At 55.7% G+C, this 22453-nt stretch carries 19 protein-coding genes; 7 read left to right on the plus strand and 12 right to left on the minus strand.

Annotation, left to right across the window (positions count from 1 at the left end; genetic code table 11):
• Positions 1-289: 289 nt before the first annotated feature.
• The gene (locus tag M8010_RS09715) at positions 290-1501 is read right to left on the minus strand and encodes an acyl-CoA dehydrogenase family protein (RefSeq protein WP_250090771.1); all 1212 of its coding nucleotides are present in this window, start codon (positions 1499-1501) and stop codon (positions 290-292) included.
• Between the two features lie 119 nt (positions 1502-1620).
• Between M8010_RS09715 and M8010_RS09720 the strand changes: the two genes are divergently transcribed.
• Positions 1621-2514, plus strand: coding sequence for a LysR family transcriptional regulator (locus M8010_RS09720; protein WP_250090772.1), 894 nt, complete (start codon positions 1621-1623; stop codon positions 2512-2514).
• Here M8010_RS09720 and M8010_RS09725 read toward each other — a convergent pair whose 3' ends face one another.
• Together M8010_RS09725 and M8010_RS09730 are read right to left on the minus strand one after the other, a co-directional pair.
• On the minus strand, positions 2515-2871 hold the full coding sequence (locus M8010_RS09725) for a hypothetical protein (protein ID WP_250090773.1): 357 nt from the start codon (positions 2869-2871) through the stop codon (positions 2515-2517).
• Positions 2872-2892: 21 nt separating this feature from the next.
• Positions 2893-3657 (minus strand): EAL domain-containing protein, encoded by a 765-nt coding sequence (locus M8010_RS09730; protein WP_250090775.1) that lies wholly within the window; start codon positions 3655-3657, stop codon positions 2893-2895.
• Between the two features lie 192 nt (positions 3658-3849).
• Here M8010_RS09730 and M8010_RS09735 point away from each other — a divergent pair, with 192 nt between their 5' ends.
• A complete protein-coding gene (locus M8010_RS09735; RefSeq protein WP_250090776.1) occupies positions 3850-5001 on the plus strand; it encodes an isocitrate/isopropylmalate dehydrogenase family protein in 1152 nt (383 codons plus the stop codon).
• A gap of 3 nt (positions 5002-5004) precedes the next feature.
• Here M8010_RS09735 and M8010_RS09740 read toward each other — a convergent pair whose 3' ends face one another.
• Genes M8010_RS09740 through M8010_RS09750 form a run of 3 tightly spaced genes read right to left on the minus strand, consistent with a single transcriptional unit; the run spans position 5005 to position 7026 of the window.
• Positions 5005-5574 carry a YceB family lipoprotein gene (locus M8010_RS09740; protein ID WP_502846210.1) on the minus strand — a complete coding sequence of 190 codons (570 nt, stop codon included), beginning with the start codon at positions 5572-5574 and terminating at the stop codon, positions 5005-5007.
• 28 nt (positions 5575-5602) lie between these two features.
• Entirely contained in the window at positions 5603-5794 is a 192-nt protein-coding gene (locus M8010_RS09745; RefSeq protein ID WP_250090778.1) for a CPXCG motif-containing cysteine-rich protein, read from the minus strand.
• Between the two features lie 5 nt (positions 5795-5799).
• Positions 5800-7026 carry a pyridoxal phosphate-dependent aminotransferase gene (locus tag M8010_RS09750; protein WP_250090780.1) on the minus strand — a complete coding sequence of 409 codons (1227 nt, stop codon included), beginning with the start codon at positions 7024-7026 and terminating at the stop codon, positions 5800-5802.
• A gap of 259 nt (positions 7027-7285) precedes the next feature.
• Between M8010_RS09750 and M8010_RS09755 the strand changes: the two genes are divergently transcribed.
• Entirely contained in the window at positions 7286-8266 is a 981-nt protein-coding gene (locus M8010_RS09755; protein ID WP_250090781.1) for a D-2-hydroxyacid dehydrogenase, read from the plus strand.
• 46 nt (positions 8267-8312) lie between these two features.
• Here the strand turns inward: M8010_RS09755 and M8010_RS09760 are convergent, their stop codons facing one another.
• From M8010_RS09760 to M8010_RS09775, 4 genes are all read right to left on the minus strand, one after another.
• Entirely contained in the window at positions 8313-8978 is a 666-nt protein-coding gene (locus tag M8010_RS09760) for a LuxR C-terminal-related transcriptional regulator (protein ID WP_007152036.1), read from the minus strand.
• 44 nt (positions 8979-9022) lie between these two features.
• Positions 9023-10969 carry an acetate--CoA ligase gene (gene acs / locus M8010_RS09765; protein WP_250090783.1) on the minus strand — a complete coding sequence of 649 codons (1947 nt, stop codon included), beginning with the start codon at positions 10967-10969 and terminating at the stop codon, positions 9023-9025.
• A gap of 279 nt (positions 10970-11248) precedes the next feature.
• Positions 11249-12787 carry a fatty acyl-CoA reductase gene (locus M8010_RS09770; protein WP_250090784.1) on the minus strand — a complete coding sequence of 513 codons (1539 nt, stop codon included), beginning with the start codon at positions 12785-12787 and terminating at the stop codon, positions 11249-11251.
• Positions 12788-13024: 237 nt separating this feature from the next.
• Positions 13025-14368, minus strand: coding sequence for an AAA family ATPase (locus M8010_RS09775; RefSeq protein WP_250090786.1), 1344 nt, complete (start codon positions 14366-14368; stop codon positions 13025-13027).
• A 319-nt stretch (positions 14369-14687) separates the two neighbouring features.
• Here M8010_RS09775 and M8010_RS09780 point away from each other — a divergent pair, with 319 nt between their 5' ends.
• The 4 genes from M8010_RS09780 to M8010_RS09795 all read left to right on the plus strand — a co-directional run bounded on the left by M8010_RS09780 (position 14688) and on the right by M8010_RS09795 (position 20786).
• Positions 14688-16664: an HDOD domain-containing protein gene (locus tag M8010_RS09780; RefSeq protein ID WP_250090787.1), complete on the plus strand. Its 1977-nt coding sequence runs from the start codon at positions 14688-14690 to the stop codon at positions 16662-16664.
• 25 nt (positions 16665-16689) lie between these two features.
• Positions 16690-18864, plus strand: coding sequence for an EAL domain-containing response regulator (locus M8010_RS09785; protein WP_250090789.1), 2175 nt, complete (start codon positions 16690-16692; stop codon positions 18862-18864).
• Positions 18865-19104: 240 nt separating this feature from the next.
• Positions 19105-19758 carry a class I SAM-dependent methyltransferase gene (locus M8010_RS09790; protein WP_250090790.1) on the plus strand — a complete coding sequence of 218 codons (654 nt, stop codon included), beginning with the start codon at positions 19105-19107 and terminating at the stop codon, positions 19756-19758.
• A 20-nt stretch (positions 19759-19778) separates the two neighbouring features.
• Positions 19779-20786 carry a DUF2156 domain-containing protein gene (locus tag M8010_RS09795; protein WP_250090791.1) on the plus strand — a complete coding sequence of 336 codons (1008 nt, stop codon included), beginning with the start codon at positions 19779-19781 and terminating at the stop codon, positions 20784-20786.
• Here M8010_RS09795 and murI read toward each other — a convergent pair.
• Both murI and nudC read right to left on the minus strand, forming a co-directional pair.
• Entirely contained in the window at positions 20764-21612 is an 849-nt protein-coding gene (gene murI, locus M8010_RS09800) for a glutamate racemase (protein WP_250090792.1), read from the minus strand. The two genes, M8010_RS09795 and murI, sit on opposite strands and share 23 nt — an antisense overlap.
• The gene (nudC, locus tag M8010_RS09805) at positions 21609-22430 is read right to left on the minus strand and encodes an NAD(+) diphosphatase (RefSeq protein ID WP_250090794.1); all 822 of its coding nucleotides are present in this window, start codon (positions 22428-22430) and stop codon (positions 21609-21611) included. The genes murI and nudC overlap by 4 nt, the downstream gene beginning before the upstream one ends.
• Positions 22431-22453: the final 23 nt, after the last annotated feature.

The following is a 22453-nucleotide window of genomic DNA, read 5'->3' on the forward strand; positions in this document are numbered from 1 at the left end:
GGCTCCGCAGGGTTTTGGAAGGGTCTCCCGGCACCAGCTCCCGAACAATTCAGTTAGCCGCTCCACTCTTACAGGAAACTCTTTGTATTACGTTGCTTCCCCTCGCAGGCCGACTCCGTGGTTAGCAGGAGCCGGCGGGAGGGTGTGTCAGAAACTGTACGGAGCCATGGATGGCGGAGTCCAAGCGTCACAGGGATGTGCCGAAGGAGCGTGTTTCTTACACACCCTCCCGCTGGCTCCAGACACCAAACCAAGAGGCCTCGCTCTAAAGATCCCAGGCACCCAGGCTTCAGTTCCGGTATTTAGCCAGTTCCAGACGAGCCACCATCGCACGGTGAACCTCATCCGGTCCATCGGCCAGACGCAGAACCCGAGCATAGGCGAACAGTTCGGTCAAAGGGAAATCATCATCGCTGACACCGGCGCCACCATGAACCTGAATCGCATCATCCACGATTTGCTGAAGCATCTTCGGAATCACCGCCTTGATCATCGAGACTTCCTGCAACGCACCGGCAATACCCTTGGTATCCAGCGCCCACGCGCATTTCAGCGTCAGCAGACGTGCCTGTTCGATGTTCATCCGGGCATTGGCGATGATGTCCGGGTTACCGCCGAGTTTGGCAATCGGACGGCCGAAGGCTTCGCGGCTGGTGGCGCGTTTGATCAGCAGCTCCAGGGTACGTTCCGCAGCGCCAATGGCGCGCATGCAGTGGTGGACGCGGCCCGGGCCCAGGCGGCCCTGGGCGATTTCAAAGCCACGGCCGGGGCCGGCGATGAAGGCGCTCTTGGGCAGGCGTACGTTTTCGAAAGCAACAACGCCGTGGCCGTAGGGCTCATCGTAGGCGCCGAATACTGGCAGCATGCGTTCGATTTTGACGCCCGGCGTGTCCAGGGGCACCAGTACCATGGAATGGCGGCGGTGTTTGTGGGCTTCCGGATCGGTCAGGCCCATGAAGATGGCAACCTTACAGTCGGGGTGACCAACACCGGTGCTCCACCACTTGCGGCCGTTGAGGACGACTTCGTCGCCTTCAACGATGGCTGTGGCTTCCATGTTGGTGGCATCCGAGGACGCGACGGCCGGTTCTGTCATGCAGAACGCGGAGCGCACCTCGCCGCTTTGCAGGCGTGGCAGCCATTCGGCTTTCTGTTCTTCGGAGCCGTAATGGATCAGCACTTCCATGTTGCCGGTGTCCGGCGCGTTGCAGTTGAAGATTTCCGGGGCAATAAAGCTGCGACCGGTTTCTTCGGCAATCAGGGCATAGTCAGAGTTAAGCAGTCCACAGCCGTTCTTCTCGTCCGGGAAGAACATGTTCCACAGCCCCCGGGCCTTGGCCTTTTCCTTCAGCTCCTTGATGATGGGCAGCACCACCCAGCGGTTTTCCTGTGCCATCAGGTCTTTATGGTACTGCTCTTCGATGGGGAAGATTTCTTCCTTCATGAAGGTTTTGACGCGTTCGAGATAGTCCTGGCCTTTCTCGGAAATATTGAAATCCATCGCCGTGTCCTCGTGGTTTGACCGATATGGCACCAGTCTAGATTTCTCCCAACTATTACGCGACTGAATTATTCTTATCCTTTATCATAAGATTTATTTATTCGCGAACGGGGACGCCCATGGCACTCAATCGGCTGGATCTGAACCTGCTGCACGTATTCGACACAATTTATCGGGAAGGCAGCCTGACTCGCGCGGCCAGGGCTTTGCACCTCACCCAGCCTGCGGTTAGCCACTCTCTGTCACGGTTGCGGGAGCATTTTGATGACCCACTGTTCAGCCGTCAGGGTAACCAGATGGTGCCGACGCCCCTGGCCCGACGCTTTCTGGAGTCCATGCGGCCCGGCCTGACCCAGATACAGAGTGCCGTGAACCAGTTCCACGCCTTTGACCCTGCCAATCAGCGCAAAACCTACTCGCTGGCTTTGCGAGACATTCTGGAGTCCACTTTTTTGCCCAAACTGATGGGCCGACTGGAAAGCTACCCGGAGCTTGAAATCATCAGCCAGAGAGTGCCCCGTAGAGATATGGAGACCCTACTGGCAGCCGGCAAGCTGGATTTCGCGGTGGATGTACTGTTGCCTGTCAGCAACCAGACGGCCCATGAACTGTTAAGACGGGACCGACTGGTTGTTCTGGCAAGAAAGGGGCATCCTCTGTTAAGCAAAGGTCTGACCATGGACAAATATCTGGAAGCGAAGCACGTGCTGGTATCGTCCCGCTCCGAAGGACCGGGTATTGAAGACTTCGAATTGTCGCGGTTTGGAGTGCAACGAAACATCCGGCTGAGGTGCCAGCATTATTACGCTGCCTGTCGGGTGACGGAGGGAACCGACCTACTATTGACCATGCCGGAGAACTACGCCCGCATCATTGCCGAGCGAGCCGACATCGACATTCACACCGCACCAGCAGATCTGCCGGCTATCGATGTGCATTTATACTGGCACAAGGCCTATGAACGGGAGCCCGCGCTGATCTGGTTCCGGGACCAGCTGAACAGCATTGCGTGACTAATAGGCCCCGACCAGCTTCAGGAACCCGAGGAAACCGGCAGCAGTGATCCCCAGTGAGGCCAAAACAATACCAAAACCCCACCAGATGGCAGCAGCGTCGGACACCGGCACATCATGCCCGCGTAGTGTGCGGTAAAAGGCCCAGGGGCCGAGGATGAAAGCGCCCAGAACCGCGAATACCAGACCCACGCTAACACCGGCAAAGGTCCAGGTGGCCAGTACCGTAGCGTGGTCTGATACCTGTTCCTTTACGCCATGGCGCAGCAGGAACTGTTTGCAGAAGAACCAGATCAGGGCGAAAAGGATGATGACAAAAAGCAGGCCACCAACGACGGTAATCAGGCGATAGAACAAGATGTATCCTCAAACGCTTTTTTAACAGGGAAAGTAAGGCTCCGGCAGGGACTCAAACCCCGGCTTGGCAAAGAGATAGCCCTGAAAAAGCGTAATACCCTGTGACCGCAGCCAGAAGTACTCCTCTTTTTCCTCAACGCCTTCAGCCACGATGTGTCCTCCGAGCTGTTTCATCATTGTGATGATACCAGCAACGACTGCCTGCTTGTTTGGCTCTTTATGAACATCCCGCACCAGCGCCATATCAAGCTTCAGCAGATTGGGCGGGCTGGCGATCAGGATGTTGTAGCGCGAATAGCCGGCACCAAAGTCATCCAGGGCTGTATGGAACCCCATTTCCTTGTAGGAGCTGATGATATCCACAAGATGATCCAGCGAATCCAGATCTTCAGTTTCAATCAGTTCGAATATAATTTTTCGGGTATCAAATTTGTACGTCTGTGCAGCAGCGAGCGTGGTCCTGATGCAATACTCGGGGTTATAGACCGCATTGGGCATGAAATTGATGCTGAGCATCGTTTCCATACCCAAACGGGCGGCCAACTTCACGGCTTTTACCCGGCATATCTGGTCAAAGGAATAGCGATTTTTCTCGTTTACCTTGGAGAGAACACTGTATGCCCCCTCACCTTCCGGCCCACGAACCAGGGCTTCGTACGCGTAGACGCTTTCGTTGGTAATATCAACGATCGGTTGGAATGCGAAGGTAAATGTAAAATCGAGACCTTCTCCGCAGGCGCATTGCTCACAATGAGACTCATCAAACAATTCGATAGGCTTATTCACTCAAACTCCTGAACGACGTAACAACTGAGCAAACAGAATCCGACATCTGAAAGCGATAAATTGAACTATAGCCATTCCACCATTGCTGGTAAAACCAAGTAATGTTAAATCGTGTGGATTCCTTGTGTCACATGACTACACTGAAGCACACAACTCTCGATACATACAAAACGACCCTAAGGAGTATCCGGAATGGCCCAGAAAATCCGTATTGCCGTCACCCCGGGTGACGGAATCGGCCCTGAAGTGGTTGCCGAGGCAGTGCACTGCCTGGAAGCACTGAGATCTCGTCACAATCTTCCCCTGGAGTGGACCCGCTTCCCCTGGCCATCACATGCATGGCATGAGGAAAATAGGGAATCCATGCCGGCGGATGCCCTGGACCAGTTGAAAAAATACGATGCCATTCTTCTGGGTGCGCTAGGCGATCCCGGCCCTGTCGACGACCCTGACCGCTACCTGTTGCCAGACAGCATCTCGTTGGCACCATTGCTGGACATGCGTAAGGGATTTGACCAGTGGGTCTGCGAACGCCCTGCAAGACTGCTTCCCGGCGCCCGTCAATACCTGGCCGACGAGCGCGCCAAAGATATCGACATGCTGGTGATACGGGAAAACAGCGAAGGTGAATACGTGAGCCAGGGAGGCCGACTCCGCAAGGGTTCACCGGACGAAGTGGCCACCCAGATGGAAGTGTTCACACGCAGGGCGACGGACCGCATTATCCGGTATGGATTTGAGCAGGCCCGGCTTCGTGCCGCCGCCCGTGCCGAAGAAGGCAGAACCCGACATTTTCAGACGCTGGATGGCAAAACCTGCGAAAGCCAGGTATGTATCGTTACCAAGCGCAATGCGTTGCGTTACTGGGGAGATATGTACACCGAAGCCTTCGAAGAAATGGCAAAGCAATATCCGGATGTAGCAACGCACCATGAATTGGTGGATGCGGCCTGCATGAAGTTTGTTCAGGCTCCCTGGGCCTTTGATGTAGTCGTTGCCAGCAATCTCCAGGGCGATATCCTCACCGATCTGGCAGCCGTTTTGTCCGGCGGTATGGGCGTGGCGCCCTCCTGCAACCTGAACCCGGACGATCCGAACATGCCGTCCATGTTCGAACCAACCCACGGCAGCGCCCCGGACATTGCCGGGCAGGGCCTGGCCGACCCGACAGCCATGCTTTTCACCACGGCACGCATGCTTGAATGGCTGGGACGGAGCGAACCAGCATTAGCCACTGCAGGAAGGGAGCTATTCGACGCAGTCGCTGCGGACCTGGCAGAGAATGCCGGTGCCAGACGAGGCACCCAGGAAATTGGCAAGGCCATTCGCGAGCGCCTGAACTAGGCCCTATTCAGCCATAACAAATTCGAGCCGTCCGGGCGCTACACGAATGCCCATGGGCACCATTCCGAACATTCGCTGGGTGAAATCCGTTTCATCCAGCCGGTACACCGGCATGGTCTCCAGCATCTGGGCGACGGCTCGCATCACAGTGTCCGTTACCGGCTTGAGGTCCCCTTTGAAAAACGGCGAATCAATACTGCTCTCAAGCAACTGCAGGCGGCGGATATAGATCGCCTTCTCCTCACTATCATACACCGGCGCCCCTTCCACTTTCAGGGCCAGATCCACCGGTAGCTTTGCCATCAGCGCATTAAGGGACACCTGCCCCCGCAGATCTATCACCGCCACGTCCCGGCCATCCGGCCCCAGGGTGATATCCGCATTGCTCAGGCTGAGGCTCAGAGGTGAACCGCTCTGCAACTGCTGGCGATCAAATTCGCTGACGGTGTCCTGTAGGTGTCGCTCCAGTGTTGCTTCGGAGATGGAATAGGGAGACATGCTGGCACAGCCCCCCAGCAACATCAGGGAAAAGAGGACAAACATTGAGGACAGACGGAACGGTATCGTGGACATCAAGGCAGACTCCTTATTCGTTCTCGCCTTATTCGTTTTCGGCCCGGACATCCACCGTAGGAGTCAGGTTCTCGTCCAGGACCACATGCACGACAATGGGCTGGCAGCATACCTGGCAATCCTCCACATACTCTTGCTCCTCCACTGAGGGGTCGACGCTTATTTCCAGCGTCTCCCAGCAGTAGGGGCATTGTACAAGTACCGAGTCCAGGGCTGACATGGTCGTCAGAACTGCTGCTTGGCCATCCAGGGGATGACCCTGTCGAACGCCTCTTCCAGTTTCTCACAGGTCGTCGAGAAACTGATACGCACAGCATTGGTACACTCTTCACCGAAGGCATCACCCGGCACCATACACACACCCGTCTCCTTGAGCATCCGCAGCGCCAGGTCGGAACCATCCACGTGGCGCGGGAGATCCGGGAAGGCAAAGAAAGCACCACCGGGCTTATATCCGGTCAGGTAGGGAGTCTGGTCGATCAGCTCCACTACCTTGTCACGGCGTTCACGGTAGATGTCCACCATATCCCGCACACACTGCTGATCACCGGTCAGCGCTGCGACACCCGCGAACTGGGAGGGCGTGTTGGCCACAGAGGTGGTGAACATGTGAAAACGGCGAAGCGACTTGATCGCTGCCTGGCTGGCGATCACCCAGCCTACCCGTAAACCGGCCATGCTGTAGGTCTTGGAGAAGCTGCTGATGCACATGATGTTATCCAGGTCCATCGAGCAGTTCAGCACGCTGGCGAAGTCGTCATCGTCGAAAATCAGGTGATCATAAACCTCATCCGCGTAGACCTGGATACCCCGGTAGGCGCACTCCTCAAGAATGGTCTCGACCGTACTGCGTGGATACACCGCCCCTGTCGGATTATTGGGGTTGTTCAGGATCAGCGCGAAGGTCCGCGGGCCCATGGCGCGGATCACTTCGTCCGGGTCCAGCTGATGATCGTTTTCTGCCCGGGTGGGCACAAATTTGACCTCGCCCCCGTTCATGCGGATCAGAGGTGCGTATAGCAGGAAAGACGGGTCAGTCACAATAAACTGTCGGCCCGGTGCAGACGTCGCCGAAATTGCCAGGTACATCGCCTCAGTGGCGCCGCTGGTAATCAGGATGTTGTCCCGCGTCAGCTTGCGGTCGTAGCGCGCTCCGTAATAATCCCGCAACGCCACCAGCAACTCCGGCAGGCCCGCATCCATGGTGTAGCCCGTCTGCCCGGCATTGAGCGCATCAATGTAGGCATCAATCACATGCTTGGGTGTTGGCAAATCCGGCTGACCAATGGACAGATGAATAACATCCTTCATGGTGGCCGCCATATTCACCATGCGACGAATACCCGGCACTGGAACTGCCTGCATTGCCGGGTTCCAACTGGCCTTGTTCTTCCGGTATTTCACTTTACGCGGTTTGGTCTGGCCGGTTTCTTTATTGGCGGCTTCTGCCATAAACACCTCCTGGGGACGGGGCAAAATAGTAGCTACCCCTGCAGGTTAGTCAGTAAACAGGGGGCGTACAAGACCTAAAACAGAAAGATTCAAAGGCTGGACTGAAACCGTGCAATCCCGGCCATGACAGGCTCTACGACCTTTATCCTATAATGGCTCAGGTTGACCGGTTAACGCTCAGATACCAGACTGTCATTCTGACATCCGGACTGTCGATTCCCGCGACCGGACGCGGACAAACTGCATTGGCGGAGGACAGATGACCCAACACAGCAAGCCGGTTGTAACCGTTCTGACAGCACCCGGAGAAAAAGAACCCCCAGGCATGGATGCGTTGCGCGCGCGGGCAGAGGTTCGCTTTGCCTCTGATGAACCCACCCTGCGAGATACCCTGCCGGGCACCAACGTAATGATGGTAACCGACTTCCGCACCGAAGCTCTTGCCGCTGCCTGGCCATCGGCCGACAGGCTGGAGTGGATTCACGCGACCAGTGCCGGCGTCGATGCACTTATGTTCCCGGACCTCATTGAAGGTAATGTGACGGTAACCAACGCCAGGGGAATCTTCGACCGCACCATTGCCGAATACGTGCTCTGTACAATTCTGATGTTTGCCAAGGATTTTCCGCGCTCGTTGCGACTGCAGATTGCGCACGAGTGGAAACACCGGGACACAGAACGGGCCGAAGGCAAGCAGGTGCTGATTGTTGGCGCCGGCTCTATTGGTGGCCAGATCGCCAGGCTGTGCAAGGGCGCCGGCCTCAAGCCTCACGGCATTGCCCGCAAACCACGCCACGATGACCCGGACTTTATTGCAGTACATGGCAATGACGATCTGACCGAGCAACTGGGATTGGCGGACTTTGTAGTTATCGCCGCCCCCCTCACACCGCAAACCGAGGGCCTGTTTGACGAAAAAGCCTTCAAGGCCATGCGCAAATCCGCGCGCCTGATCAACATCGGCCGCGGGCCAGTGGTCAAGACCGATGACCTGATTGCCGCCCTGAATAATGGCGATATCGCGGGCGCTGCTCTTGATGTCTTCGAGGAAGAGCCGTTGCCGGAAAACCACCCACTGTGGGACATGGAGAATGTAATAATGACAGCCCACATGTCCGGGGACTTTATCGGCTGGAAGCGGGCACTGACGGATCAGTTCCTGGAAAATCTGGACCGGTGGCACCGGGGGGATGAGCTATTTAACCTGGTGGATAAGAAGTTGGGGTACGCCAGTAAGTAATTGTATTGCTGGCTGGCCCACTCCTTCCAAGAATCTTTCAGGCTATTCAACTACCAGACAACGACGTATCCGAGGGATCAATTTCCATCTGCTGGATAGCAATCACTGCCTGGGTCCGGTTGCGAACCCCAAGCTTGCGGAAAACCGCGGTGATGTGCGCCTTGATGGTGGCCTCCGACACGTCAAGATCGTAGGCGATCTGCTTATTCAGGAGGCCTTCGGCCAGCATACCCAGCACCCGAAACTGCTGCGGGGTGAGTGACGCCAGCTTTTCGGAAAAATCCGTCATATCCGAATGCATTCGCTCAATCTTGTCCGCCACACCTTCCGGCAACCAGACATCCCCTTCCAGGACGGCCTGAATGGCTTCGGTGATGGTCGGCAGAGGCGCTGACTTCGGAATGAAGCCCGACGCCCCATAGTCGATCGAGCGGCGCATCACCTGCATTTCTTCCGATCCTGACACCACTACCACCGGCAACCCCGGATACTGCCCGCGCATGAACACGAGCCCGGAGAAACCGTGGGCACCCGGCATGTTCAGATCCAGCAGTACCAGATCCGCATCCGGGTGCGACTCTACCGCCGCCTGCAGCGCCTTGATGCTGTCCACTTCCACTGTTTTCGCATCAGGTACCGCCTGACTGACCGCCTGTTTCAGAGCTGCGCGAAACAGCGGGTGATCATCGGCGACGATAATGGTTTGTGTCATTCAACAGTTTCCTCACAGGTAAACGGCCTGACCACAGAAAGGCCTCAGTTATCCGCGCGACCGCTGATGAGATCGTCCACCACACCCGGATCCGCGAGAGTGGAGGTATCACCCAGCTGGTCGTGCTCGTTTGATGCAATCTTACGCAAAATCCGGCGCATAATCTTGCCAGAGCGCGTCTTCGGCAACCCGGGCGCCCATTGGATCACATCCGGAGAGGCAATGGGGCCAATTTCTTTACGAACCCACTGGACCAGCTCCTTCTTCAACTCGTCCGACGGATCCTCACCGTGAACCAGGGTTACATAGACATAGATGCCTTGCCCCTTGATCTCGTGGGGGTAGCCTACCACAGCTGCTTCCGCAACTTTGTCGTGCGCTACCAGGGCACTTTCCACCTCGGCGGTACCCAGGCGGTGGCCAGACACGTTCAATACGTCGTCCACACGGCCGGTAATCCAGTAATAGCCGTCTTCATCACGGCGGGCACCGTCACCGGTAAAGTACATGCCTTTGTAAGTGCTGAAATAGGTCTGCTTGAAGCGCTCATGATCCCCGAAAATGGTACGCATCTGGCCCGGCCAGCTGTCCAGGATAACCAGATTACCCTCGCTCTTGCCTTCCAGGATATTGCCATCATTGTCCACCAACGCCGGTTTAACGCCGAAGAAGGGCACTGTGGCCGAACCTGGTTTCAGGTCAATGGCGCCAGGCAGCGGCGAAATCAGGATGCCACCGGTCTCGGTCTGCCACCAGGTATCCACGATCGGGCACTTGCTGTTACCAATAACGCGGTGATACCACTCCCAGGCTTCCGGATTGATAGGCTCGCCTACAGAGCCCAGCAGGCGCAGACTTTCGCGGGTAGTACCGTTCATGCAGGATTCGCCTTCCGCCATCAGGGCACGGATAGCGGTGGGGGCGGTGTAAAGGATATTGACCTTGTGCTTATCGACCACCTGCCCCATCCGTGAGGTATCCGGGTAGTTGGGCACACCCTCGAACAGTACGGTTACAGCGCCGTTGGCCAGCGGGCCATAGAGAATATAGCTGTGGCCGGTAACCCAGCCAAAGTCCGCTGTACACCAGTACACGTCACCATCGTGATAATCGAACACGTACTCGTGGGTCATGGAGGTATAAACCATGTAACCACCGGTGGTGTGCAGCACGCCTTTTGGGGCGCCGGTAGAACCGGAGGTATAGAGCATGAACAACGGATCTTCTGCGTTCATCGGCTCTGCCGGGCAGTCCGTGGAAGCGCCCTTCATCAGTTCTTCATAGCTCTGGTCGCGGCCGTCTTTCCAGGACACATCGCCGCCTGTGCGCTTGACGACGATGACCTTGTCGACGTTGGCGCCGGCTTCATTGTTCAGTGCCGCATCCACGTTTTTCTTCAGCGGGATCTTGCGGCCGCCACGTACGCCTTCATCTGCGGTTACCACAAAGCGGGACTTGCCATTGGCAATACGGGCACCGAGTGCTTCCGGAGAGAAGCCACCGAACACAACGGAATGGATAGCACCGATGCGGGCACAGGCCAGCATGGCCACACCGGTTTCAACGATCATAGGCATGTAGATAGTGACCACATCACCTTTTTTCACGCCCTGATCTTTCAGGACGTTGGCGAACTTGCAGGTTTCTTCGTACAGTTCGCGATAGGTCACGTTACGGGAATCGGCGGGGTCGTCACCTTCGAAAATAATCGCCGTCTGGTCGCCACGTTTTTCCAGGTGACGGTCGAGGCAGTTGGCGGCAGCGTTCAGCTGGCCGTCTTCAAACCACTTGATAGAGAGATTATCGTAATCGTAAGTGGTGTTCTTGACCTTGGAGAAGGGTTTGATCCAGTCAAGGCGTTTGCCGTGTTCGCCCCAGAATGTCTCCGGATCGTCCACCGACTGCTGGTACATCTTCTCGTATTGGTCCCGGTTCAGCAGGGCCCGTTTGGCCACGTCCGGGCTTACCGGATAAACCTCTTGATGAGTCATTGTGCTCCCCCTTTAGTCAGAGTCTGTTGTCATTATCGGTTTTGTAATTTAGAGCGCGGGCAAAAAAGCCCTGAAGACAGATACCCATAGTTCAACATGCGTGCCAGTGAACAATGAATTAGACTAACGTCCTAATGTGCCAGCACTTTTAGCCAAGATGACGACTTCACACGGGATGACGCTGGTATTTGGAGCCTGCCATAAAGGATAGACCCAACGGCAGAAACAACAAGTGAAAAGCGGACCCCCGGGAGGCAGGGATCCGACATTTTGCAGGTTTTAAGCAGCCTTCTTTCGGGGCTGCGCAGCGCGAAGGCTATACAGCTTGCGCTCATTGAGGGCGTAGCGGTTAAGGCCGCCAAGGTGAATCTTGCGAAGGTAAAGCTGCCAGTCTATCTGGCGTGCATCCACCGGGAACAGCACCCGATCCAGCTCACCCATCCGGGAAGCCAACGCCAGCAGGCCGTCATTGCGGAAAATGTAGTCCGGTGCTGTATAGAACCCGAAAATTGTTGCCAACGAACGGGTGGTATCGAGGTTCCTCAACACTTTCAGTTCCCTGTTCTGACCTGCCAGCCTCATGGCCTTTCCTGCAATAGACAGGGGCAACCGCATACCACCCACAACAACATCGAACAGCTTGCGGTTTACGGCAATAAAGGGCCTGGTGGGCTGGCGATAGAACAGCTGGTCATAATCAGCGAAGTTGGACTTCGCCTCAGCCATCAGGTGGTCAATAAAGCTGCCCAGTGAAATCGGGTTGGAACTGCCGCTGCAACACTGGTAAATCCTTCGCTGAGCCGGCTCGAAAACCGCTTCAGCCAGGGACAGAATGATGCTGCTGGCAACCAGATCCACTGGAATCACATCAATGATGCCACTGCGTTTGCCGGGGAAAAGAGACACCTTTCCGCGGGCATAGGCCAGAATAATGGCGTCGGCAACTTTTACGCCCTCAATCCAGCCGGGCGACGGTTCTTCCAGAGCGCTTTCGATAATGGATGGTCGTACGATGGTCAGCGACCTGCCTGACAGCGCCTTCATCAATAATTGCTCACCGAGCCACTTGGTGAAGGTATAGGTATCACTCCAGCCGTAAATATTCGCTTCGCGAATACCCAGGTCTACCAGCTTCTTCTCCAGCATTTTGCCGGAATAACGGGCGCGAACATCCGCAATCTTGTCTTGCAGCAGATGTACAAGCTCGTCAATTTCATAGTAACCATCCGTGCTGCGGGGAATGGTCTCGCCAGCGGGTTTGATAACAGACTCGGTAACCTGCCCGGAGTTCTTGCCATTAACGTAGCAGGTGGATACCTGGATAACCGCCATTTTGCTGTTGAGTCGCGCCAGGGCGGCCACATTTTCCAGACACAGCGTGTTAATTTTCAGAGCCTTGTCGAGCTCTTCGCGGAAATTAACGCTGGCCGCGGAATTGATAAATGCGTCCACCTGGCCGGCAAGTCCCTGGAAGCGGTCCGGTGTCAGGCCAAAACGGGGCTCCGTGACCTCACCAGTAATACAATGCACGCGCTGCTCAAGAAAATTTTCAAAGGCTTCATTATCATCATGCCGGAGACGCTCGAATACCGACGAACTGGCAATCTCGTTGTCAAAACGCTCTCGGGCACCCGGGTAACGTTTGTTGCCCCGAATTAGCAGGTGTATGCCGCCGATATCCGGCACCGTACGGATCAGCTTTTCCAGCACTACTTTACCGAGAAAACCGGTAGTGCCGGTGATAAGAACGTGTTTGCCGCGAAGCTGTTCCAGAACATCAGACGCTGGCGCGCCGGTTTGTAGGTGCTGTTTTTCCATGGCGTAAATTCCTTGTCGTCGTCACTGTGCTGCCACTAAGTGCAGTTGATTTCAGGTTTAAAATAACGGTTTCCTGACCACTGCATTTTGCGGGCCACGATTCGGGAAATAAGGTCAATATTTGCACAGACGGCATTACAGTGCGGTGACACACTGCAAACTTACGCTACAAAAAACGTAAATAAAATGACGATAAAATAAGGTGAATTCCGAGAAAAAATTCGATCGGAAAACCAGTCAGGAACCGTTCCTGTCCGTGTCTGCCAGGGACCGCAAAAGCTGGTCCAGGGAAATGTCGGAGGGCTGCTCCCTGAGCGCTCTCACCAGCCTGCTCTGGTCGCCAAAACTGATGCGATCATAGTAGGGTTCACGTTGCCTTTGGGGCGTTTCCCGCTTTCCGCTGTGCCGGCCTGAACCATGCTCATCCGCATCGTTCTGATCTGCGCCCGGGTCAACCTGGCTGGCTATGTGGTGAAGGTGAGTGGCCAGATGCGCTCGCTGTTCCTTGCTCAACCGCTCCCAGTCAAGAGAGGCCAGGCCCGTCTGGATGATCTCAATCGTGTCTGCATCCATGGTGCGCCCCAACAGTGCAAATAGACCGTTAAACGCTTCATAACGCAGCAAGGGAGTGTCGTTGCTGTCGGTCAGAACTTTTCCGATATCAGCAATCAGCCGCTTACATTCCGCTGTTGGGTCTGGTGGCTGTCTTGGCTCACTTTTCGTGGGGACGGGGGCAGACTTCGCTGGCGTCGAGGACACCCGGTGCCAGTACGCCGCAATTCCAGCCTTTCGCGGCGGAAGCTGGCGTAATCGCACATTCAGCATGTCGGACAGGGAACGGAACTGACGACAGGACGGGTCCGACGAGGGCATCAGCGCAACCGGGCGCTGATTCAGTACAGACTGGCGCAGCGTTTCGTCACGCCAGATAGCCCCCAGGTAATGCAGATGCACCCCAAGGTGTCGTTGGGCGGCCGATTCCAGGCGTTGAAAGACAGACCTCGCCTGACTGGCCCCCTGAGCCATATTGACCAACACACTGGGTGTCCTGCGGTAACCACGGCGAATCAGCAACTTGATCAGCGAAAAGGCATCCGTCAGCGAAGCCGGATCGGGCGTAACCACGACACAGGCCAGTTCCGCTGCCGCAATCATGTGCATTCCGGTTTTCTGTAACCCTGACGCCGTATCGATGATGACGTAATTGTAATCCTTTTCCAGCCTGGAGAGCGCCTTGAGCACACGCAGGCTTTCCTCCGCTGCCATCTCTACACACTGCTCCACACCAGACGCACCGGGGATAATATGAAGCCCCCACTCCGCTTTCATAATGACATCGCGAAGACCGCACTCCCCTGCCATCACATTGGCGAGGGTTCGCGTCGGATAGCGTCCCAGCATAATGCTGACATTGGCCAGGTCGGTATCACCGTCCAGCAACAGAACCTTGTGGCCCTCACGTGCGAGGGTGAGGGAAAGGTTCAGTGCAACGGATGTTTTACCCACACCTCCCTTGCCACCGGTAATCGCCAGCGTTCTGGGTTGGCTCTGATGTTGCTTATTTGCAAGGGATTCCGTCATGAGTTCTTATTTGGCGCCGTCTGATCCATTGACTGGCACAATTTCGGGTAAATTTGTGCGCTGAATCAAATTGTAACCCGGACAGCGCCCTGACTGTAGCCAAAAACGTGCTATTCAGCTGACAACAAAATGCACGAATCTGCTACATTTTATGTGTAAAAAGTTTACACACATCGAAGGGCGGGTAATACTCTGCCTAAAAAAGGAACAATAAGTGTTTAATAAACACAGCTTATTGTCTAAGCTCGGGTTCAATGTTTTTTTATGAACAAATCGTCAGAAACTAAAGACTCATCAGGTATTGCACACAGGCAGGCTTATGCAGATTGCCCCTGACATACAATTACCAAGTCTCCCCGAGGTCACCCTCAGGGCGCTGGAAGCCTGTCATCAGGATGAGAGTTACCGCAGGATCAGTGACATTGTTTCTGCCGATACAGCGCTGGTTTCACGGGTGCTGGCGCTCGCCAATTCTGCACTGTACGGCCCCGTCGCCGAAATCCGCTCCATAGACCAGGCACTTTTAAGGCTCGGAACCCGACGTTTTCACACGCTGGTACTGACCGCTGCCCTGAGACAGATTCTTTATGAACTGGGGGCAGACCAATGGCAGCAACTCAGAGATTTCTGGCGACACTCCCTCACAACAGCCCTGACTGCCCGCGCACTGGCAACGCTGACCCGCTACCCCGAACCGGACCAGGCTTTCATGCTGGGCATGCTTCACAACGTCGGTGAACTGATTGCCCTGAAGACGCCGCCAGGAGATACCCAGCAGTATTATTTTGACCATCAGGCCGACATCGCAGCGGAGCTGGTCAGTTCCTGGGGGCTGGGCCCCATGGCCGCTGACGCCATGCGTTATCAGCAGGCCATGCCAACGGAAATTCGCGATGCCGGTCATCTGGTCAAACTGATCAGCCTTGCCACAAGGTTGGCGCTGTCTGATGCTGCAGGTATTGCCGCTGCCGGCACCATATTCGGACTGAACGAAGAACTGACGCGGGAAATCAACCGGCGGATTGATCAGGAAGTCAGTGGGGTGGCTGAATCCCTGGGTATACCTTTGTCCGATGAATACGACGCCAGCCACTCCAACCATAAACTCAAGCAGACGATACTGAAGCAGGCCATGGCCAACCAGGCGCTGGACCTGTCTCCGATACGCGGCAGCGCCCAGGAGTATCTGGCAGCAACCGTCAATAGCCTGACGCTGATTACCGGCCTGCCAGCTCTGTACTTCGGCCACGCCGGTGATGGTTTGACCCTTCTGTCCGCCAGCAATGGCGAAACCCCCGATCTGACAGTTGCCAGCGGGCCAGCCACCAGCGTCCTGACTGCAGCTTTCAACAGTGGTGTCGCCCTTTGCCTGGGCGACCGTCCGCCGACGGTGCTGGACCGGCAATTACTGTCTCTTCTGAAGACCCCTTCTCTGGTCGCCATTCCGGTCAAGGGTGACGAGCAGTGCGCCGGGGTATTTGCGATAGGCACCGATAACGACAATTCCGGGCAGGCCGAAGAGCTGGGACAGCTGTTCAGCGAGAAACTGTCGCAAGCGATTGCTATCATGCTGGCTGACAGTGGTGACAGCCAGGCAGACATGGACGCCGAACTGGCCCACGATGCTATCCGGCGTCAGGTTCATGAGGTAAGCAATCCGCTGACCATCATCCGGCAGTATATCTATCAGCTCAGAAATCGTCTCGATGACGACGAAGTTCAGGAAGAGCTGGATGTTATTCGGGAGGAACTCGACCGGGCGGGAGATCTCCTGTTGCAGATCAGCCGCACGCCAGGCTATGACTCGTCAGAATCGCCAGGGGGCTGCAACCTTAATGATGAACTGCGAACATTAAGAGACCTTCTGGAAGACAGCCTTTTCAGCGGTGACGAAAAAACACTGACACTGGATCTTTGCGAAGAACCGACCGAAGTCTCGGTTCCGCGCGCAGTGATCCGACAGGTGGTTATCAACCTGGCCCGCAACGCGGCCGAAAGCCTGCCTGACGGTGGCAACGTTTCTATCCACACGCTGGCTCCGGTCTGGCAGAACGGGAAAACCTGGATTGAACTGGAAATAACAGATACCGGCACAGGGATTCCTGCCGACATCCGCAAGAATCTGTTTTCTCCGGTAAGATCCACCAAAGGCAAGGGCCACAGCGGCCTGGGCCTGAGCGTGGTAAAACAACTCATTGATGACATGGAGGGCATCATTAATTGCCGCACAGGAACTGGAGGAACAGCATTCCGAATACTGTTTCCTTCGGCGGCAAATAACAAAAACGATGATTAATGACGAAAAGCGACGGGCGTAAACAATGAAACCTTCGAGCACCGAGTGGACCTCCTGCAACGGCGCAAAGGCACGGATTCTTGTCGTCGATGACGACCCGAGACTGCTATCCGGCCTGGCATCCCTGCTCAAAGGCAAAGGGTACGATGTCACCCAGGCGGAAGGTGGCCGTATGGCGCTCCGAGTTATCGAAACTGAACTCTTTGATCTGGCGATGCTGGATCTGCGCATGCCCGATGTGGACGGATTCGACGTCATGGAACGGCTTTCATCAGAACAGCCGGAATGTGGTGTTATCGTCGTCAGCGGGGAAAGCTCATTCAACTCTGTCAGCCGGGCCCTTCGCAGAGGTGCACTGGACTATATCCGCAAGCCTTTCGACCCGGAAGAACTGCTCGCAACTGTAAACAGCGTGCTCGGCAAACGCTCTCTGATTCGCGCCCACGAGCACATACGCATGCGCCTGGAGAAGTCGGAAGAACTGCATCGTTACATCGTCAACAGCTCCCCCGATATCGTTTTCATGCTCGATAGCGACGGCCATTTCTGCTTTGTGAACAGCAAAATCGAAAGCCTGCTGGGCTATCAGCCCGCTGAACTTTTTGGCCGGCATTTTCGTCACATACTGGACGACCGGGACATTGCCAAAGGCACTTATGCCCTCAATGGCCCGAATATTTCCGCGGATAACCCCCGCACCCTGGAAGTACGGCTGAAAACCCGGGGCAGCCGCAAGGCAACCCGACATTTTGAAATCACGGCATTTCCTATCGATCCGGAAACCTGGCCCCACGCCAACGACGAAGACGGCAGGCATGCCAGCCGGGAAGCTCGTTATTACGGCACGGCCCGCGACGTTACCGAGCGCAAGGAAGCGGAAGCCTTTATCAACTTCCAGGCCTACCACGATTTACTGACACGACTACCTAACCGCGCCCTGTTCAAAGATCGGCTCGACCTGGCCATTACCCACGCCCGCCGCAGTGAACAGAAACTGGCGGTTATGTTTCTCGACCTGGACCGTTTCAAGGTCATCAACGACACCCTTGGCCATGCCATGGGCGATCGTTTGCTGCAGGCGGTCACCCAGAGGCTGGAACGTTGCCTGCGCAAGGGCGACACCCTGTCACGCTTTGGCGGTGACGAATTTACCCTGCTGCTACCCTCAATCCACAGCCATGAGGACGCGAGGCAGATTTCCAAGAAGCTGATCAAGACCCTGCGCGCGCCATTTCAGCTGGGGGATCACGAAGTATTTGTCGGTGTCAGTATCGGGATTGCCATTTATCCCGAAGCCGGCGAGTCGATGGATAATCTGATCCAGAACGCGGATATTGCCATGTACCATGTCAAAGCCCGTGGCAAGGACGGATATCGCTTCTACTCCGAGAGCATGAGCATCGACACTGCCAACCGTCTGAACCTGGAACGGGATCTGCGACTGGCACTGGAGAGGGATGAGCTACGGGTGTTCTACCAACCCCAGGTCTGCTCCACCAGCAACCGGATAGTGGGCCTGGAGGCGCTTGTTCGCTGGCAGCACCCTGAACGGGGTTTGCTGTACCCCCGCGACTTCCTGCCCCTCGCGGAAGAAACCAAACTGATTGCCAAGCTCAGCGAATGCGTGCTGGACCGTGCCTGCCGTGATGTCGGCCAATGGATACGCAATGGTCACGAGGATCTGCGGCTGGCCGTCAACCTGTCACCGGTTCAGGTGGAACATCCGCGTTTTGTAGAGACCCTGATGGAGCAGATCCACGCCCATGGGTTCCCTCCGGAAAATCTGGAAATCGAGATCACCGAGAACGTGATCATGAACGATCTTGAGCAGATCAGCCAAAAACTCCGTGAATTGGCAGCGTTAGGGGTCAGGATTGCCATTGATGATTTTGGCACTGGCTACTCATCTCTGAATTACCTCCATCGGCTACCCATCCATACCCTGAAGGTCGACCAGTCTTTCGTGAAGGCCATTCGCAGTGGCGAGGACGGTGCCTGTATCGTAAATGCCATCGTTGCCATGGCTCATGGCCTGAAGCTGGAAATCATCGCTGAAGGCGTTGAAACTGACGAACAACTGGCCTACCTCAAAAGCCTTGGCTGCCACCAGGTTCAGGGCTTCTTCTACGGCCCCGCCCGGCCCGCCGATGTCATCGAGAAAACCCTCGGCCACGTGCCTGCGCACGCTGTGGCATTCTGATAGCCGCTTAAATCGACATTCCATTGTCCGACACTCGGATTCAGAATGTTGACCTGGTTTGCAAAGTGTTGCTGTTCGTTACTTTATGTATCCGGAAATGCGCATTGCTGCACATAATTCCCCCATCGGCTTCTCTAAGCTCAAATCCATCAGACGCTTCCATCGAATTCACCATACGGTGAAACAACCATTACAACAACGATGGAAGCCTCCAATGGATATGGACAGGCAGAAGTCTCCATGCACGATAAATACAAATACATTGGTCCGGTTTACGATTTTCTGAGCAACCTTTATAGCGGCAGGAATATCCATCGCTGCAAGACCGCCATGCTCGATGTAGAAACGGTAAAACCTGGCGCGCGTATCCTGTTTGCCGGCGTTGGCCATGGTCGTGATGCCATTCGTGCAGCAGAACTGGGTGCCGATGTCACAGTGGTGGACCTGTCCGAAACCATGTTGCGGAAGTTCGGCGAGGCCCAGGGAAAAGAGGCTCCAGACCTGAACATCCGCCGCATCCACAGCGACATCATGAACGTGGAGGAATTCGAGCAATACGACATGGTGGTGGCCAACTTTTTCCTCAACGTGTTCGACGAGGACATGATGGTTCGGGTTCTGGAGCACCTGATCCGCCTGGGAAAAGCCGACGCCAAGGTTGTGGTAGGCGACTTCTGTTACCCCACAGGCAACATTATCGCGAGACTGTTCAAGAAAATGTATTGGTACATGGCGGTTTTCATCTTCTGGCTGTTCGCCAATAACGCTTTCCATAAAATCTACAACTACCCCGAGCACATGCAACGCCTGGGCCTGCAGGTTACCGAGAAGAAGCACTTCAAACTGCTGAACATGAACTGTTACTGGTCGATTCTGGGTCAGAAACAGGCATAGTCAATCGGGGGAGTAACACCATGTCAGACCAGATTCTTTCTCTCGACAGCATCCAGTCACTGGACGCAGGCACCTTTACCTTTCCGGAGCGCGTCGGTTATCTGAAAAAATACGGAACCCACTCCCAGTCATTTTCTACATTGCAGCCGGGCATGCAGTATTTCGACGTACCCGGCATCGGTTACCTGGCCTACATGCGTAAATGGGGCGGGACGTTTGTGCTTTCAGACCCGGTCACAGCCCCAGAGCACTTCGGTGTCATTCTGGAAAACTTCCATCAGCGCTTTCCCAACGCCTGCTACATCCAGGTGTCAAAACCCGTTGTGGACTGTCTCTATCGCAGGTTTGGCCTTTTTGGCACCCAGTTTGGCAGCGAATCCCGCATCAACCTGAAAAGCTGGTCCCTGACCGGCAAGAAGAAGCAGATCCTGCGCACCGCGCTGAACCAGGCTGAGAAGAATGGCATTACAGTAAGAGAGCGCTTCAGCGACGACCATACCCGGGAAATCTCCGACGCCTGGATTCGCACGCGAAAGTGCAAGAGCAAGGAAATCCGCTTCCTGATTCGCCCCATGGAGATGGATTACCGGGAAAACGAGCGTCACTTCTACGCTTACCAGAATGGCAAGGCAGTGGGCTTTATTTACTTTGACCCCATATACCGCAACAACGAAATCATCAGTTACGTGCCCAATATATCCAGGGCCAATGCCGATTTCCGCCAGGGCATTTTCTACACCCTCATGGCTCACGCCATGGACGTTTTCAAGGCCGAAGGCGTGCCCTTCCTGGACCTGGGACTGATCCCGCTGTCCCTGGACCAGACCACCGAGCACCAGGAAAGCAGGCTACTGAAACGAATCATGCACGGCCTGTATGAGCGGGGTAATTTCCTTTACAACTTCAAGGGGCTGGAGTTTACCAAATCACGCTTCCGCGGTGACAACTTCAAGACCTACTGTTGCCATCGCCGTTCTTTACCGGCACTGGAATTTCTGGCCATGTTCAAGCTGACCCGGCTTCTGTAGCCGTCTCCAGAGTTGCTGGCCACCACGCCCGTATATCCGCGCACCCCAGATCGAGTTGGTCCAGGAACGTTCCGAGCCCAGGTGGTGCTTCGCCCGTAAACAGGGCGGCGTCAACCGGCAGATGATCAACCGGTCGTTTCAACCTGCCAGCGTCATGTCCTTGCTGCTCCAACAACCAGGCTGCGCGTCGGGCAATGGCATCACCGGAATCCACCCAGTGTTTTACCTCGGGCAATTGCGCTTTTAACAATTCACCGATTAGAGGGTAATGAGTGCAGCCCAGCACCACCGTATCAACACCTGTATCGCGAAATGGTTGCAACGCTGAGGACAATTCGGCCTCAGGCACTGGAACACCAGTGACAAAACGCTCAATCCAGTGAACCAGATCAGGATTCCCGAGGCGCTCAACGCTACAACCATCGGCAAATTCACTGATCAGGTCAACCAGGTACGGGCGTCGCACCGTTGCCGGCGTTGCCAGCACGCCAATGCGGCGACTGACAGACAATGCCACTGCCGGCTTGATGGCGGGAACAACACCGATTACCGGGATGGATGTAATAGCACGCAAATGCGGAAGCACGACAGTACTGGCGGTATTGCAGGCTACGACAATTACATCACAGGGATATTCGCTTATCGCCGCGGTGATCAGGTCCCGGCTGCGTTCAATAACCACCGATTCCGGTTGATTACCGTAAGGGAAGCCTGCGTTGTCGGCGAGGTACAGCAACCTGACAGCCGGTAGCTGCCTGTGGATACAGGCGGCAATGCTCAGGCCACCGACACCGGAGTCAAAGACCAGCACTCTCGGGCTTGTCACGGTTGCGCCTCCGCTCCACTGATCTCCCGTGCCATAGCGTGAATCAAACGGCCAGCAATGGTGGTCGAAGGCGGAACCGGCGGTAACTCACCCGGTCGGTACCAGTCAGCCTCGGCAATTTCATCTTCCTGCAGCACCAGATCCCCACCGGCATAATCCGCAAAAAAACCCAGCATCAGCTGGTGAGGAAATGGCCAGGGTTGGGAAGCCTGGTAACGGACACCACAGACGTCCAGGCCGGTTTCCTCTTTCACCTCCCGGGCCACGGCTTCTTCAATATTCTCGCCTGGCTCCACAAACCCGGCAATCAGACTGAAGAAACGACGTTTTACCCGAGATGATCGAGCCAGGAGCATATGATCGCCACGGCGAATTACCACAATCACGCAAGGCGCGAGCCGCGGATACCAGGGAATGCCACAATCCTCGCACCACTTTGCCCGCTCCAGGGGATGCAGGCTGGTCGTTCCACCACAGCGGCCGCAAAACCGGTGGTCCCGCCACCACTGGTGTACCTGGAAAGCCGTACCCAGCATGTCTGCCGGCGCATCTTCCATCATCAGCAGCGCATCCCTCAAAGGCACCGGCTCAGGGTTACCTGGAAGGGCATCGGCATTGGTTTCGGCAACGTAGACAGACTGGCCATCCCACTGGCCAACGTACACCGTACTGGTCTCAGCCCTGGCAGTTGGCAATATTGTCTGCCATGGATTCAGCCACCCGGAATCCGGCTTCAGAACCGCGTCGCCAGTAATAGCCAACACAAGGTCATCGTCGCCAGGGTCTTTCGTTGACCAACCGGGTGTCCATATCGCCATAATTAGAATCCAGCAGCTACCAT

It is taken from the genome of Marinobacter sp. ATCH36 (assembly GCF_023555055.1).
GTDB lineage: Bacteria > Pseudomonadota > Gammaproteobacteria > Pseudomonadales > Oleiphilaceae > Marinobacter.

Excerpts from the sequence above, each read along its gene's own strand:
- M8010_RS09760 (WP_007152036.1), bottom strand. The coding sequence starts at position 8,978 with ATGACACAAACCATTATCGTCGCCGATGATCACCCGCTGTTTCGCGCA.
- M8010_RS09795 (WP_250090791.1), top strand. The coding sequence starts at position 19,779 with ATGTCAGACCAGATTCTTTCTCTCGACAGCATCCAGTCACTGGACGCA.
- M8010_RS09770 (WP_250090784.1), bottom strand. The coding sequence starts at position 12,787 with ATGGAAAAACAGCACCTACAAACCGGCGCGCCAGCGTCTGATGTTCTG.
- M8010_RS09745 (WP_250090778.1), bottom strand. The coding sequence starts at position 5,794 with ATGTCAGCCCTGGACTCGGTACTTGTACAATGCCCCTACTGCTGGGAG.
- M8010_RS09720 (WP_250090772.1), top strand. The coding sequence starts at position 1,621 with ATGGCACTCAATCGGCTGGATCTGAACCTGCTGCACGTATTCGACACA.
- M8010_RS09785 (WP_250090789.1), top strand. The coding sequence starts at position 16,690 with ATGAAACCTTCGAGCACCGAGTGGACCTCCTGCAACGGCGCAAAGGCA.
- M8010_RS09750 (WP_250090780.1), bottom strand. The coding sequence starts at position 7,026 with ATGGCAGAAGCCGCCAATAAAGAAACCGGCCAGACCAAACCGCGTAAA.
- acs (WP_250090783.1), bottom strand. The coding sequence starts at position 10,969 with ATGACTCATCAAGAGGTTTATCCGGTAAGCCCGGACGTGGCCAAACGG.
- M8010_RS09790 (WP_250090790.1), top strand. The coding sequence starts at position 19,105 with ATGCACGATAAATACAAATACATTGGTCCGGTTTACGATTTTCTGAGC.
- M8010_RS09740 (WP_502846210.1), bottom strand. The coding sequence starts at position 5,574 with ATGTCCACGATACCGTTCCGTCTGTCCTCAATGTTTGTCCTCTTTTCC.
- nudC (WP_250090794.1), bottom strand. The coding sequence starts at position 22,430 with ATGGCGATATGGACACCCGGTTGGTCAACGAAAGACCCTGGCGACGAT.
- M8010_RS09755 (WP_250090781.1), top strand. The coding sequence starts at position 7,286 with ATGACCCAACACAGCAAGCCGGTTGTAACCGTTCTGACAGCACCCGGA.
- M8010_RS09775 (WP_250090786.1), bottom strand. The coding sequence starts at position 14,368 with ATGACGGAATCCCTTGCAAATAAGCAACATCAGAGCCAACCCAGAACG.
- M8010_RS09715 (WP_250090771.1), bottom strand. The coding sequence starts at position 1,501 with ATGGATTTCAATATTTCCGAGAAAGGCCAGGACTATCTCGAACGCGTC.
- M8010_RS09780 (WP_250090787.1), top strand. The coding sequence starts at position 14,688 with ATGCAGATTGCCCCTGACATACAATTACCAAGTCTCCCCGAGGTCACC.
- M8010_RS09735 (WP_250090776.1), top strand. The coding sequence starts at position 3,850 with ATGGCCCAGAAAATCCGTATTGCCGTCACCCCGGGTGACGGAATCGGC.